The organism is Listeria sp. ILCC792 (genome assembly GCF_900186135.1).
Lineage (GTDB): Bacteria > Bacillota > Bacilli > Lactobacillales > Listeriaceae > Listeria > Listeria goaensis.
On the sequence record NZ_FYBO01000008.1, the window covers coordinates 23,530 to 37,501 of the forward strand.

Consider the following 13,972-nt stretch of genomic DNA (forward strand, 5'->3'; position numbering starts at 1 on the left):
ATTTTATGGTAAAATTATGAAAAAAGACTCAAGATGAGGTGTCTGAAATGGCAGGAAACCAAACAAAATATAGCTTTATCGCCGAAGAAATAAGAACGCGCATTAAAAATCAAGAATACCCACTAGATAAGCCAATTCCAGATGAGATGACGCTCGCAAAGGAATTTGACTGCAGCCGAATGACAATGAAAAAAGCACTGGAAGTTTTAGTGTTAGAAGGCTTATTATACAGAAAGCGCGGACACGGCACGTTTATTATTAAGTCCGCACTTGATGCCGAACGGCTGCACATTCAAAGTCAAGAAGTGAACGGCTTTACAAAACTCGTGAACGGTGAAAAAGTCGACACCATCATTCTCCGCTTTGAAGTAGTTTTTCCAGATGAAAAAATCGCTGAAAAACTTCACGTGGAAAAAGAAACGCCGGTCTATGAAATCTTGCGGGTCAGAAGTGTTGCGTCCGAACCATATGTCATTGAACACACATTCATGCCCGTACAAATTGTACCCGGACTCACAAAAGAAGTTTTAGAAGGTTCAATTTACAGCTATATCCAAGATAAACTAAACCATAAAATCGCGAGTTCCTACAAGCAAATTCGTGCGGATAAATCTAATGAACTGGACCATAAATATTTAAAATGCCAACAAGACGATCCCGTCATGGACGTCGAGCAAACCGTGTATTTAAACAACGGCGTCGCATTTGAATATTCCATTTCAAGACACCGCTATGACAAATTTGTATTCACGACGGTAAATATTTCGCGGAGATAACAAACTAAAACCACCCCCAAAATCTAATTTTGGGGGTGGTTCATTTGCCAAGCAATTCGTTAGAAAATGCTGAACTGCGGCTGATAGGAACAAAAAGAAATCAAGACTCGCCCTTTTTAGTCCCAGAAGAAGTACCTGCAGTAAACCAGTAGACGATCCCTAAAACAAGGAGGGCGACGATTGAAGACAGGTACATGATGGAGTAATTGCTAAAGGTTGCAACGATACTTAAGCCGAAGCTCCCGATGGCCATGCCTAAATCCATACCGGAAAGAAAAGTACCGTTTGCTGCACCAATCTTGTCTGGCGCGGCACGTTCGACTGCAAGCGCCTGTAGAGCTGGCTGAGTCATGCCATAACCAAGTCCGAAAATTAATGCGGCTACAAAAAGTGTAAAAGCATTCCATGCCATAGAAAGAACGATTAATCCTGCTATCATGGCTAAAACGCCAGGTATAATAACAAAGCGGTGCCCCTTTACATCATAAAGCCGTCCAGCAAAAAAGCGACTGATGAGAATCGTAATCGCTTGACCTAAAAAATAAATCCAAGTATTGGATACATGAATTTCATTCCCGTATACCATCATAAAAGTTTGAATGCCACCAAGAGGGATAGCTAAAAGTAGACATAAAAAGGCTGGGAGTAAAGCGGATTTTTCAATGAGTGAAGATTTTGTTTTAGTAACAGAGCTGTTCTTTTTCAAATGAATTTGTGAAAGTAATATCAAATTTGCGCATAAAAATAGTAAAGCAAAGGTAATTAAAAAATTAAAATCAAACTGATTAATAATGATAATGGCTAGAATAGGGGCAATAGACATGCCTAAGGCCGTCGTTAAGCCGTAAAAACCAATCCCTTCGCCGATTCTATTTGGCGGAACTAAAGAAGAAACGCCAGTCGCGATAGAGGTCGTACTAATGCCCCAGCCGGCGCCTTGTAAAAGCCGAATCATCAAAATTAGAATGACCACAGATGAAAAATAAAAACTAAAAGTCGATACAATTAAAATAACTATGCCAATCAAAATTAAAATTTTTGAGCCTACACGATCGTTCCAACTTCCTGAAACAGCGCGTGTGAAGAGTGCGACAACTGAAAAAAGTCCAACAGAAAGGCTCGCGGAAACTTGCGAGCCGCCAAGTTCAATAATCCGAGCTGGTAAGGTTGGCATAAAAACCATAAATCCGATATAGAGAAATAGGCTTCCTATTAGTAGAAAAATATAATCTTTCGTCCATAATTTGCTGCTTTTATTCAAAATAATCCCTTCTTACTTTATGTTTTGGTCGATTTGGAGCATAATTTGTTGCCACAGCTTCAAATCGTCTGAGCTGATATGACGAAATATAGTTTTACAAGTATCTTCTACAACATATCTTAATTGATTTGTTTCGTTCTCTCCTTTTTTTGTTAAACTAATATGTGTTTTCCGACGATCCTCAGAATTAGTTTGGCTTGTCACAAGCTCTTTTCTTACTAATACATCAATAATCCGATTAACAGTAGGTGTATCCTTATGAACAAACTGAGCTAATTCTTTTTGTGATAGTGGCTGTTTCTGTTGAATTACATTTAAAACAGACCATTGTTCAGGTGTAACATTAAATTCCGATAAGTTCCTTGTTAAGTATAAATGCATGTTTTTAGCCATTACCGTTGTATTGAAAGTAAGGTTGTCAAACTCCTGACGCAAAGTAAACACTCCTATCCCTATATAATTGTCATAACAATCATTGTTATGACAATTATATAAGAAATGATACTAAAATGTCAACTTGTTTATGCGTACAATTGGTTCTGATGCCTTTTATGCTATACTACACGATGTATTTAAATGCAAGCGAATGACGGAGCACTGTATGATTCGTGCGGACGGCGATTATAGGTTGGAGCTTTAAAAATAGACTAAGATACAGAAGTAAAAGAAGATATCCAAGTTAAAAAACATTTTAGAAATCCGAACATTTATATTTTGTAAGCTCTTGTGAAAAAAGGAAGATAGAAGCTTCATTCTGTCTTCCTTTTTATTTTTATGCTAGTCTAAAGGCAGAAGAACAATTAGGGGGAATAGATATGATAAAAGTTGTCTTTACTTACCGGACAAAAGAAAAGGATTTGCCGGAACTGATGGCGAAATTTGCTGAATCTGGAAGTAATCCGGAATTTCATTCGGAGGTTTCGAATCAAAAAATTGAGATGTTTAAACGCACGGACGGCGATGATGTTTTTGTTGTTTTGGATATTTATTATGCGTCGAAAGAGGACTATGAGGTGCGTACGGCATTTGAACGTAGTCAGCCAAAATGGAATGCGATTTGGTTTTCGGATAATTTGAAACATGAGGAAGTATCGGTGGAGGTTTTTGACGTTATTTAATTTATTTTTTATTCAGCACCAGTTTATAAAAAGTTCATTTTTGACATGTAAAATGAAAGCAGAAAATCATTTGGAGCCCGTAAAATACGGTTCTTTTTTGAAAAGTAGGGAGAAAAATGCGGATACGTTCACGATTTTTAATTTCCTTTTTAGGAAGCCTGTTTGTTATTATCCTCGCGCTGATGGCGATTTTTGCAGTGGTTTTTTATGCAATAACGGGCGAGGCGCCTGTGCCGACAACGCTTTATAAAACTGCAACAGAGCAAAAAGCCATCACATTTGCGGAGCAGGAAGCGCTCATCACTTTGCGAAATACGGCGAAAGATGACCCGGCGAAATTACTCACGACAGATACAAAAAAGCAAATTACGGATTATGAAAAAAAAGGGGTAAAAATCGTGATCAGACGAGGAAACTCAATTTTGTATCACTCGGATGGACTAGTTGTCAAGTCGCTTCTTGTTCACGCCCCTAAGTTCGACACGGATAATATTTATACCCAAGGGACGATTGATAATAAGGGCAATTTATTTCGCTATTTAAAATTTGATTTCTATTTTCCAGACCAAGAAAAGGGTAGTGTGATGATTTTAAATCAGGAAAACAGTTTTTCCGAGTTTATGCAGAAATGGGGCGTTATTTTAATTAGCGCAATTCTTCTCCTTGCGATTTTGCTTCTTGTGCTGTTTAATCGGTCGCTCAATCGGTCGGTGATTCGGCCGCTTAGGGAATTAAATGCGAAAGTTAGTGCTATGCGGGGCGGGGACTTGAATGAGCCGCTCGTCATTTCGAGCCATGCGAAAGGGGAAGTGGACGACTTAGCGAATGAATTTGAGTCGCTGCGGTCAGCTTTACATGAGGCGAACAAGGAAAAAGAAAAGTACGAGGAGAACCGAAAAGAGCTGATTACGAGTATTTCGCATGACTTGAAGACGCCGATTACATCGATTATTGGATATGTAGAGGGGCTAAAGGACGGGGTCGCGAAGACGGCAGAACGGCAAAACCAATATCTCGGTATCATTCATAGTCAAGCGAAACATGTGGACCACCTAATTGATGAGCTATTTATTTTTTCTAAGCTCGATATGCATAAATTACCGTTTCAGTTCGAATCGATTCCGATTTATGATTTTTTGACGCATTTTGTTGACGAATACACGATTGAACTGGCGCAAAAAAACATCAAACTCGTAAGTGATTTTAAAGATGAACACATTTTTGTGCGTGCGGACCGGATGCAGCTTCGCCGTGTGCTCGACAATCTCGTTCAGAACAGCACGCGCTACATGGACAAAACGAACAAGGAAATCCGCTTGAGCTTGCGTAGCGGGGACTCGGAGGTCATCATTTCCGTCCAAGACAATGGGGTTGGTATGTCTAAAGCGGAAGTGGCGAAGATTTTTGATCGTTTTTACCGCGTGGAGAAATCCCGGAACCAAATGACCGGCGGCAGCGGTTTGGGGCTTGCGATTACGAAGGAAATTATTGCGGAACATGGCGGCGAAATTTGGGCGGAAAGCGCTGTGGGCGCTGGGACGACAATGTTCTTTACGCTAAAAAAGGGGGAGCGAAACCAATGAAACGCGTATTATTAGTGGAAGACGACCAAAATATTGCGGACTTGGAGCGCGATTATTTGGAAATCAATCAGTTTGCGGTGACGACGCGTTATGACGGCGAATCTGGTCTCACAGAAGGTTTAGAGGGCGATTATGATCTCATTATTTTAGATGTCATGCTGCCCAAATTGTCGGGCTTCGACGTATGCAAGTTGCTCCGCGAAAAAATTGAAACGCCGATTTTAATGGTGTCCGCGAAAAAAGAAGACATCGATAAAATTAGGGCGCTCGGATTAGGCGCAGATGATTACATCACCAAACCATTCAGCCCTAGCGAACTTGTCGCCCGTGTGAAAGCCCACCTTGCCCGTTTTGACCGGCTAACAAGTCGGAAGGAGAGTGCCGACCAAATTGTGATCCGCGACATTGAACTAGATGGCCGTTCACATAAAGTTTACGTTTCTGGCGAGGAAGTCACCTTTACAACGAAGGAATTCGAACTGTTGAAATTTTTGATGCAAAATGTAAACCAAGTTTTTAACAAAGAAGCGCTTTTTGAAAAAATCTGGGGTTTTGACGCCTTTGGTGATACTTCAACGGTTGTCGTGCATATTAAGCGCATTCGTGAAAAAATTGAGCTTGATTCTAAAAATCCGACCTATTTGGAGACTATTTGGGGTTCGGGTTACCGATTTAATGCCTAGAAAGTAGTGATAACCATGAAAAAAGTATTTTTTAGTCTTTTTAGCATCATGATTCTCGCTGCCTGTCAAAATGAGGCGAATTTAAAACCGGAAAAGACGAAAACGGAGGTTAAAACGATGGAAAAAGCTGAATTTGTGGACGGAACACTGCTTAAAGCCACAAGTGCCAATGATTTAGCGGCAGTGAAACACATTGTCGAAAATCAAGAGAATGTGGTCATTGATGAACAAAACGCGCAAGGGGAAACCCCACTTTTAATCGCAACGCATAAAAATTATCCAGAAATGGCCATCTATTTAATGGAAAACGGCGCCGACATAAACGTGCAAGACAGCATTCAAGACAGTCCATTTTTATATGCCGGAGCACAGGGGCGAACTGAAATTTTAACTTTTATGCTAGAAAATAAAACGCCAGATGTGAAAAAAGTGAACCGATACGGCGGCAACGCATTGATTCCCGCTGCTGAAAAAGGTCATTTAGACAATGTGAAACTCCTTTTAGCTCACCCGTCAACTGATATTGACCATCAAAACAATTTTGGTTACACTGCGCTAATTGAAGCCGTCGCACTAACAGATGGCTCCAAACTGTATCAACAAATTGTCGCGGAACTTCTAGAAGGTGGCGCAAATAAAGAATTGCGTGACAATAACGGCATGACCGCACTTGATTACGCGAAACAACAGCAAAATCAGGCGATGATGGGTTTGTTGCAAGAATAAAAGAGCAGAAACGAATGTTTCTGCTCTTTTAAAACTTCTCCTTATGCTCCCTAAAACGCCGAATACTATGATTAAATACCTCAGATAGCATTAGCCCAGCCGCAATGGCACCAGCTACCATTGCGACTTGTACAGAAAAGCCAATTGCCACCGTATACTCGCCCAAAACAAAGTTTCTTACAGCTTGAAAAGCCAAACTTCCGGGAACAAGCGGCACAATACCGGGAACGTTGAAAATCGTAATCGGCATATGCTTATATTTTGCGAAAAAGTGACTCGCCACCGCGACGACGAAAGCGCCCGCAATTGTGGCCATCACCGTTCCGCTACCAAATTTATTTAAAGCATAAAAAAGCATCCAACCAAAAGCGCCCGTAAGTCCGCACGCATTCAGTGCCTTTTTAGGGACATTCGTAATAATCGCGAACGTGACCGTTGCTAAATAACTAAAAATAAATTGAACAAGAATCGTTAAAATCATGAAAGCCCCTCCTCACGTGAAAAAGCGGAAAACAACCGCAATCCCAATTCCAATCGCACCAGAAGTTAAAAGCGCCTCCGTCCCGCGCGCCATTCCACTAAGCAAGTGCCCCGCCAGCAAATCCCGCACCGCATTCGTAATCGGGACACCCGGAACAAGCGGCATAACACCACCAATAATAATTTTGTCTAAATTAACGCCAAGATGAACGTGTACAACAAAAACAGCGAGAATACCGACAATAAACGAGGCGAAAAATTCAGCTAAAAACTTCACTTTCAACCATTCGGCCGTGTAGTAAAAAATAATGAAGCCAGTCGCGCCAATTAAACACGTACTAATGAAATCCACTAATGAACCACCAAAAATAATCATCAGCGCGCCGCTCACAAGACCCGCCGATAAAATTTGCAGCCAAAGCGGGAAGAAGCGTGTATCGTATTCTAATTTTTTTAAACTGGTATTTAGTTCTTCTAATGAAATATGGTTAGCCGCGAATTCGCGGGAAAGATCATTGACTAGGGAAACTTTTTCCAAATTGATAGTTCTTGTTGGAATCGGTTGTAATTGGAGGTTGTGTTCGCCTTCAACGGACATGAAAATCCCAGTTGGCGTCGCAAAACTAACGCCTTTTTTTTGAGTTGCAGCATCGGCAATTCGGTTCATCGTATCTTCCACACGATAAATTTCCGCGCCACTCTCCATCATGATTTTACCGGCCATTAGGCAAGTTTCGAGCATAAAATCGCGATTTTTCTCCAAAAAAATTCCCTCCTTTTTTTAAAAAATAAGCACTGTACTTTATCCTAACCTAGATTACTAAGAAATTCTAGTCTTTTTATGTATAAATTGTGGAGTTTGGGGGTAAAGAATAACTATATTTAGCTGATTATAGGGGGATATTTATGTTTACGTATGATATTTATGAGCCAATCGGAAGGAAAGATGGTGAAACTTTTCCTGTCATTTTTGCTCTCCATGGGTTTGGCGGAGACGAATTAGATGTACCAGGCGTTTTAGAAATTATGATGGATCGTTACGTTGTTGTTGCACTTCGTGGTAAGGTGGAATATGGCCCAAGTTATGGTTTTTACCACATGGCGACAGAAGGTGAACCAAGCGCGAATGAAATTCATGAAGTTTCAAAAGAAGTCCTGCAATTTATGCACGATATTATAACAAAATACGATACCATTAATGAAAAAGATACTTTTCTGGTCGGCTTTGACCAAGGGGCAATGGTTACACTCGATTTAATGTTACGTTACGGTGGCAAAATAAGCGGTGCAGCACTTCTTAGTTCGCGCTTTTTAGCCTATACAAAAGATTTACCCCCAAATTTACTTTTGAAAAACACACCGTTTTTTGTGGCACACGGAACGCAAGATATCGCAGTACCAATTGAAGAAGCAGAAAACTTAACACGCTTTCTAAAAACTATCTCGAATAAAGTCGAGTTTCATAGCTTTTTTACAGGCCATCATTTAAAAGAAGCCGAAGAAGACGAGCTCGAAATTTGGCTGGATAAACTCGTTCAACCGAAAACGCAAAAAAAATAAGAATAGGGAAATTTTTCCCTACTCTTATTTTTTTGTTTAGATATCAAGTTCCAAAATGAGCACTTTTAAGTAGTTGCCTTCTGGAAATTCAGGGTGGACTTTAAAATCACTTGGAAGCGTGTGCGTTTCACGGATTTTGAAAGTACGCTTGCTTTCTTTAAAGGCAGCCGAAATGATTTCTTTAAACTTTTTGAGTGAAAAATTCGCATAGTTTGTCGAGGCAATGATGGTGCCATTTGGTGCTGTAATGCTAATTAATTCTTCCATCAGCGTTCCGTAATCTTTTGCGACACTAAACGTGATTTTCTTTGTACGAGCAAAGCTTGGTGGGTCGGCGATGACTAAATCGAACAGCATATTTTTTCGTTTGGCGAACTTCATGTATTCGAATACGTCCCACACTAAAATCGATTGTTCTTCGGGATTAAAACCGTTCACAACAAGTTGTTCGCTCGTTTTGGTCACGCTTCGTTTTGCAACATCCACGCTTGTCGTATTTAAGGCGCCGCCGTACAAAGCCGCAACGGAAAATGCGCCCGTGTAGGAAAATGTATTCAGCACGTTTTTTTGACTAGCAAATTCTTCCATGATTCGCCGTCTGACATTGCGCTGATCAAGGAAAATCCCCGTCATCCACCCATCATTTAAATAGGTCGCGTACGTCATGCCGTTTTCTTTCACAAGTAACGGAAATTCTGGCACGTCACCGCCAACAAAATCGTGTGTGTTTTCCTCCCGGAGAAATCTCTTTTTCTCGTAAATGCCTTTCACAAAAGGTTGGTCAAACATGGCGCGCAAAAGCGCTTTTTGGTAGCTGTAAATCCCCGCGCTGTACCACTGCAGAAGCAGAAAGCCATCATAATAATCAATCGTTAGACCACCAAGCCCGTCACCTTCTCCGTTAAAAAGGCGAAAAGCCGTTGTGGTGTCATCGTGAAAAAGTTCCTGCCGATTTTGTACCGCTTCCTGTAAAAGTGCGCGAAAAAACTCGGTAGACAGCGTTTCGTCTTCCTTGCGGGAGAAAACCCAGCCATCCCCCTTATTTTGTTTCCCGTAATACGCTTTCCCAAGAAACGCTTTATTCGGCGACACAAGACGCAAAATTTGTCCTTCCGCAATTTGCTTTGGCCAATTCACAATCATTTCGCGCTGCACGAGTGGGAACCCGCTCTGATATCGCTTCACATATTTAGGTGCCACTTGCAAAGTTAGTTCTTCCATCTAATCACTCCATAAAAAAGCTTCCTACACATTGTAGGAAGCTTTAGACTGTGTTCCAATTAGAAATTAGCTACGCGACCAAAACCTACAAGGTATTTGCCCCAGCCAGTTCCATAAATATTGTCATATTTCACGCCAGCGTTTTGTGCGTTGATCATTTGACCGCCACCAACATAAATCCCAACGTGTGAAATACCACTACCATAATCGAAGAATACTAAATCGCCTGGTTTCGCTTGAGCAGCAGAAACTTTCGTTGCTTGAGCATACTGGGAACCAGATGTGCGAGATAAATTCACGCCGATTTTAGAAAATACGTATTTAGTGTAACCAGAGCAATCGAATGTAGTAGGGCCATTTCCACCCCAGCTATAACTTTTACCCAAGTGCTTTTGCGCTTCAGCAATTAAAGCGCTGTAGCTCGAACTTGAGCTTGCTTGGCTAGAACCAGTATTTGTGTTTTGACTTGGTTTGCTTGTATTTGAAGTCGTATTTGTTGGTGTCGATACGTTAGTAGCAGGAACAGTGCCTTTTACTTTAAGTACTTGCCCAACTTGTAAATTATCACTTGTTAGCCCATTTAAAGCTTTTAATTTCGAAACGCTAGTACCAAAAATGCTAGCAATTTTACTTAAAGAATCACCGCTACGAACCGTATAGCTCGATGCATTTGTATTGATAGAAGGTGCTTGTGGCGTTTCTACTTTAGCAGGCGCTTGTGTTGTCGTCTCTTGTTTAGGCGCTTCTGCTTTTTCAGTTTGAGCAGGTGCAGCAGCTTTCACTTCACCTTTAACTTTTAAAACGTCCCCAACAACGATAGCATCGCTAGAAAGGTTGTTTAAAGCTTTCAAATTAGCAACAGAAGTACCGAAAAGACCCGCAATTTTGCTTAAAGAATCGCCACTTTTAACCGTGTAGCTAGACGCATTCACATCAACAGACGGTACCGCTACTTGTTCAGCAGCAGGCGCTTTAGTTGTTTCTTTTTCAGCCACTTGGCTTGTTTCAGCCGGAGCAGTTGTTGCTTGTTTCGGTGCAACCGTTTTGGCAGCACTTTCTTTTACAGCTAAGTTTTGTCCAACGTAAATAGAAGAAGAGGATAAATTATTCCAAGACATAATATTTTGGACAGAAGTACCAAATTTAACTGACAGCGCCCAAAGCGTGTCACCACTTTTAACCGTGTAAGTAGAAAGATTAGCTTCTTCGACTACAGGAGCAGCTTTTTGTTCACTAGCTGGTTGAGTAGTTTCCTTTTCCACTTTTGGAGCAGGAGCAGCCACTTTTGCTTCACCTAAGAATTTTCCATTTACATAACCTGTTTTTCCGTCAGCAAATGTAATTTTATTCCAGCCGTTTGCTTCAGTAGATTCAACAGTTACTTTTGTACCACCTTTAAGCGATGTTACAATTTGATTGTCTACGCTAGGCCCTTTACGGACGTTCAACCAAGTTGCAGAAACAGATTTCTCAGATTTTTCTTCTTTTACTTCACTCACGACAAGTTTTTGACCCGGAAAAATCTTATCTGAATCCAAATTGTTTAATTGTTTTAAAGAATCAACAGTCGTATCATTGGCTTCCGCAATTCCCCATAATGTATCACCAGACTCCACAACAACACTGCTAGCAGAGGCAATTGTTGGAGCCGCAAAAGCTGTTACGGCAATCCCCGCAGTAGCAGTAGCGATAGTCGCTTTTTTCATATTTGTATAACCCCTCTCTTTTCAAAAAACTCAGTTAAAACTTGTATGTATACCGATTAATACCCATTTTACCCAGTTTAAAGCTAAAAAACAAACAAGCGAATGATTTCAAAACGAGGAATATCGGACTATACCAGCTTGTTGTAATAAAGCTGTAATGAAAGAAGGACACGAACGTATATTCCTCGGTCTTCTGACGTATTGCCATGGAACTTTTGGTTGAGAAACAAAAGTTGCTAAAGGTTGAACAAAGTTTCGTAAAAGGAAACCTATTTTAAAAAGACAATAGAAAAATTTAATCAAATTGTAATATTCATTTTTATGAATGATTTATAAAAAAAGAATGTCCATTTTGCAGGGCGTAAAATGAAGACGTAGTGAGACTTTCCGTTTCATGTAACATAAACAAACATTAAATACTCTAAAATAATTCATGAATGATGTATAATAACTTTACGGAGGGGAAAAAATGAAACAGAATTTTGATGATCGCAAAATCGTTCGCGAATATCGCGAAATCGCGCGACAAATTGTTCGCAAAGAAGGTTTATACATCAACATGGAACAAGCCGAATTGCAGGAGCAGACGCGAATTTGGCGCGAAAAATTTGAAACGCAAGAAATGACTTTACGAGATAAAATTAATATTTTTGCCCTTGTCAGAGAAGCAGCAAAACGAATTGTGGGCTTAGAAGCTGTTATTGTCCAACTCATTGGAGCCCTCGTTTTAGGTGACGGTAAAATCGCCGAAATGAAAACTGGGGAAGGAAAAACCCTCGTTTCACTTTTCGTCATGTACATAGAAGTTTTGCGTTCAGGGCGGGTGCATTTAATTACAGCCAATGAATATTTGGCACGACGCGACCGCGAAGAAATTGGACAGGTACTTGAATATTTAGGGATTTCAGTTGCGCTTAATGTAGCTGGATTAGAGAAGGACCAAAAAAAAGCAATTTATACTGCGGATGTTATTTACGGCACCGCTTCTGAATTTGGCTTTGACTACTTGCGCGACAACATGGTGCGGCAGCTAGACGATAAAGTTCAGACAGGCCTAGATTTCGTTTTAATCGATGAAGCGGATTCGATTTTAATTGATGAGGCGCGCACACCGCTTCTTATTTCGGATCATAAAGAAGAAGACTTAACAATGTATGAAAAAGCCAATAAGTTGATGGCGAAAATGTTAAAAGATGATTATGAAATTGATGAACATAAAAGGCTCGTCTGGCTAAACGATGCAGGAATTGAAAAGGCTGAAATGTTTTGGCAAGTAGATTCGCTCTATGCGGCGGAAAATCAGCCGTTATTGCGCATTACGATGCTGCTTCTTCGTGCACATCATTTGATGCATAAAGATAAAGATTATGTCGTACTTAATGACGAAGTGCTCATTGTTGATCCGCACACTGGGCGGGCGCTTCCGGGACGCCGTTTTAATGACGGGCTCCATCAGGCCATTGAGGCTAAAGAAGGCGTAACAGTCAACGAAGAATCGCGCACACTTGCGACTATTACAATACAAAACTACTTTAGGATGTATAAAAAAATCGCTGGAATGACCGGCACAGCCAAAACGGAAGAAGAGGAATTTAGGCAGATTTACGGCCTCGATGTGGTAGTCATCCCAACCAATTTGCGAGTGAACCGAGAAGACATGCCAGACGATGTATTTTATTCCAAAAAAGAAAAAGGGCGTGCGATTGTTTACGAAGTGTCGTGGCGCTATGAGAAGGGCCAGCCAACCCTAATTGGGACCTCATCAATCAAAAGCAATGAGTGGATTAGCGAATTGCTAACAAACGCGGGTATCCCGCATCAAGTGTTAAATGCGAAAAACCATGCGCAAGAGGCCGAAATTATTGCGCGTGCAGGTGAACCTGGTATGGTGACACTTGCGACGAACATGGCGGGACGTGGAACCGATATTAAGCTTAGTCCAAGCGTTCATAAGCTTGGCGGTCTTGCTGTCATCGGCACGGAGCGACATGAGAGCCGCCGAATTGATTTGCAGCTAATGGGGCGCTCAGGTAGACGTGGGGACCCGGGTTTCAGCAAATTCATGGTGTCTATCGAAGACGACTTGTTAGAGCAATTTGATAGTAAGAAATGGGAAAAATATCGTTTCAAATTGAAGCGTCGCCACCCAAAAGACGGCAAGCCCGTTAACTCATCAAGAATTAATGGCTTTATTTTAGATGCACAAAAACGGATTGAAGGCGCCAATTATGACCTTCGAAAAGATCTTTTATCGTATGATGAAGTGATTGATTTGCAGCGCAAGATGGTTTACAAAGAACGCGACCGCCTGTTAGAGCAACACCGGTTAGAAATTTCTTCTGAAAAAATCTTGTTAGAAGTTGCTGAACGAACGTTTCGTGAGGCCAAGGACGAATTTGAACAAGAAGAACTTTATGAACGGCAAAAAGAGCTGCTTGGTGGAACGAAATTTCCGTATACTTTTGATGAAGTGACATTGATGGAACCGGAAGAAGTAGGCGAGAAAATTCTGGAATGGCATCAAAAACAGCGTCGGAAATTTCCTGTGAATACGATTAGCATGATTGAAAAAGAGGTATATTTAAATTTGATGGATCAAATGTGGGTTATCCATTTAGATGAAATGGTGCAACTACGCGAAGGGATTCATTTGCGTGCATACGGGCAGCTTGATCCGCTCGTGATGTATCAAAAAGAAGGCGCTCATTTATTCGAGAAATTTCAAGCGGACTATCATTTCTTTTTCGCGCATGCGCTTTTAGAACTCGACCCAGATGGACTTATTATGGGCTAAATTTTCCTTCTTAAGACTGATTTTTGGCTGAAAAGGGGATTTTAACGAGAATTTTTAACAAAAG

Annotated in this window: 13 protein-coding genes; 7 read left to right on the top strand and 6 right to left on the bottom strand. The window is 40.9% G+C overall.

Features of this window, described 5'->3' with window-relative positions:
* The first annotated feature begins 47 nt into the window (after positions 1–47).
* Positions 48–776: a GntR family transcriptional regulator gene (locus CFS60_RS09415; RefSeq protein WP_088810592.1), complete on the top strand. Its 729-nt coding sequence runs from the start codon at positions 48–50 to the stop codon at positions 774–776.
* A 100-nt stretch (positions 777–876) separates the two neighbouring features.
* On the opposite strand, the gene CFS60_RS09420 is transcribed toward CFS60_RS09415, so the two are convergent.
* Positions 877–2,037 carry an MFS transporter gene (locus CFS60_RS09420; protein ID WP_088810591.1) on the bottom strand — a complete coding sequence of 387 codons (1,161 nt, stop codon included), beginning with the start codon at positions 2,035–2,037 and terminating at the stop codon, positions 877–879.
* A 12-nt stretch (positions 2,038–2,049) separates the two neighbouring features.
* Positions 2,050–2,472: a MarR family winged helix-turn-helix transcriptional regulator gene (locus CFS60_RS09425; RefSeq protein WP_088839130.1), complete on the bottom strand. Its 423-nt coding sequence runs from the start codon at positions 2,470–2,472 to the stop codon at positions 2,050–2,052.
* A gap of 380 nt (positions 2,473–2,852) precedes the next feature.
* On the opposite strand from CFS60_RS09425, the gene CFS60_RS09430 reads away from it, so the two are divergent.
* The 4 genes from CFS60_RS09430 to CFS60_RS09445 all read left to right on the top strand — a co-directional run bounded on the left by CFS60_RS09430 (position 2,853) and on the right by CFS60_RS09445 (position 6,147).
* On the top strand, positions 2,853–3,155 hold the full coding sequence (locus CFS60_RS09430) for a hypothetical protein (protein WP_088815571.1): 303 nt from the start codon (positions 2,853–2,855) through the stop codon (positions 3,153–3,155).
* A 116-nt stretch (positions 3,156–3,271) separates the two neighbouring features.
* Positions 3,272–4,738 (top strand): cell wall metabolism sensor histidine kinase WalK, encoded by a 1,467-nt coding sequence (locus CFS60_RS09435; protein WP_088839132.1) that lies wholly within the window; start codon positions 3,272–3,274, stop codon positions 4,736–4,738.
* Complete coding sequence (locus CFS60_RS09440; protein WP_088810587.1) at positions 4,735–5,421, top strand: response regulator transcription factor; 687 nt, start codon at positions 4,735–4,737, stop codon at positions 5,419–5,421. The genes CFS60_RS09435 and CFS60_RS09440 overlap by 4 nt, the downstream gene beginning before the upstream one ends.
* A gap of 15 nt (positions 5,422–5,436) precedes the next feature.
* Positions 5,437–6,147, top strand: coding sequence for an ankyrin repeat domain-containing protein (locus CFS60_RS09445; RefSeq protein WP_088810586.1), 711 nt, complete (start codon positions 5,437–5,439; stop codon positions 6,145–6,147).
* 28 nt (positions 6,148–6,175) lie between these two features.
* On the opposite strand, the gene CFS60_RS09450 is transcribed toward CFS60_RS09445, so the two are convergent.
* Together CFS60_RS09450 and CFS60_RS09455 are read right to left on the bottom strand one after the other, a co-directional pair.
* On the bottom strand, positions 6,176–6,628 hold the full coding sequence (locus CFS60_RS09450) for a threonine/serine exporter family protein (protein ID WP_088810585.1): 453 nt from the start codon (positions 6,626–6,628) through the stop codon (positions 6,176–6,178).
* A 12-nt stretch (positions 6,629–6,640) separates the two neighbouring features.
* Positions 6,641–7,369, bottom strand: coding sequence for a threonine/serine exporter family protein (locus CFS60_RS09455; RefSeq protein ID WP_088810621.1), 729 nt, complete (start codon positions 7,367–7,369; stop codon positions 6,641–6,643).
* Between the two features lie 164 nt (positions 7,370–7,533).
* On the opposite strand from CFS60_RS09455, the gene CFS60_RS09460 reads away from it, so the two are divergent.
* On the top strand, positions 7,534–8,187 hold the full coding sequence (locus CFS60_RS09460) for an alpha/beta hydrolase (protein WP_088839134.1): 654 nt from the start codon (positions 7,534–7,536) through the stop codon (positions 8,185–8,187).
* A 36-nt stretch (positions 8,188–8,223) separates the two neighbouring features.
* Here CFS60_RS09460 and CFS60_RS09465 read toward each other — a convergent pair whose 3' ends face one another.
* Together CFS60_RS09465 and CFS60_RS09470 are read right to left on the bottom strand one after the other, a co-directional pair.
* Positions 8,224–9,408: a class I SAM-dependent rRNA methyltransferase gene (locus CFS60_RS09465; RefSeq protein WP_088839136.1), complete on the bottom strand. Its 1,185-nt coding sequence runs from the start codon at positions 9,406–9,408 to the stop codon at positions 8,224–8,226.
* A 59-nt stretch (positions 9,409–9,467) separates the two neighbouring features.
* On the bottom strand, positions 9,468–11,114 hold the full coding sequence (locus tag CFS60_RS09470) for a LysM peptidoglycan-binding domain-containing protein (protein WP_088815568.1): 1,647 nt from the start codon (positions 11,112–11,114) through the stop codon (positions 9,468–9,470).
* 469 nt (positions 11,115–11,583) lie between these two features.
* On the opposite strand from CFS60_RS09470, the gene secA2 reads away from it, so the two are divergent.
* Positions 11,584–13,908: an accessory Sec system translocase SecA2 gene (gene secA2 / locus CFS60_RS09475; RefSeq protein WP_088839137.1), complete on the top strand. Its 2,325-nt coding sequence runs from the start codon at positions 11,584–11,586 to the stop codon at positions 13,906–13,908.
* Positions 13,909–13,972: the final 64 nt, after the last annotated feature.

What these genes read in the sequence shown, in the direction of transcription:
- CFS60_RS09415 (WP_088810592.1), top strand. Translation starts at nt 48, where the DNA reads ATGGCAGGAAACCAAACAAAATATAGCTTTATCGCCGAAGAAATAAGA.
- CFS60_RS09430 (WP_088815571.1), top strand. Translation starts at nt 2,853, where the DNA reads ATGATAAAAGTTGTCTTTACTTACCGGACAAAAGAAAAGGATTTGCCG.
- CFS60_RS09435 (WP_088839132.1), top strand. Translation starts at nt 3,272, where the DNA reads ATGCGGATACGTTCACGATTTTTAATTTCCTTTTTAGGAAGCCTGTTT.
- CFS60_RS09440 (WP_088810587.1), top strand. Translation starts at nt 4,735, where the DNA reads ATGAAACGCGTATTATTAGTGGAAGACGACCAAAATATTGCGGACTTG.
- CFS60_RS09445 (WP_088810586.1), top strand. Translation starts at nt 5,437, where the DNA reads ATGAAAAAAGTATTTTTTAGTCTTTTTAGCATCATGATTCTCGCTGCC.
- CFS60_RS09450 (WP_088810585.1), bottom strand. Translation starts at nt 6,628, where the DNA reads ATGATTTTAACGATTCTTGTTCAATTTATTTTTAGTTATTTAGCAACG.
- CFS60_RS09455 (WP_088810621.1), bottom strand. Translation starts at nt 7,369, where the DNA reads ATGCTCGAAACTTGCCTAATGGCCGGTAAAATCATGATGGAGAGTGGC.
- CFS60_RS09460 (WP_088839134.1), top strand. Translation starts at nt 7,534, where the DNA reads ATGTTTACGTATGATATTTATGAGCCAATCGGAAGGAAAGATGGTGAA.
- CFS60_RS09465 (WP_088839136.1), bottom strand. Translation starts at nt 9,408, where the DNA reads ATGGAAGAACTAACTTTGCAAGTGGCACCTAAATATGTGAAGCGATAT.
- CFS60_RS09470 (WP_088815568.1), bottom strand. Translation starts at nt 11,114, where the DNA reads ATGAAAAAAGCGACTATCGCTACTGCTACTGCGGGGATTGCCGTAACA.
- secA2 (WP_088839137.1), top strand. Translation starts at nt 11,584, where the DNA reads ATGAAACAGAATTTTGATGATCGCAAAATCGTTCGCGAATATCGCGAA.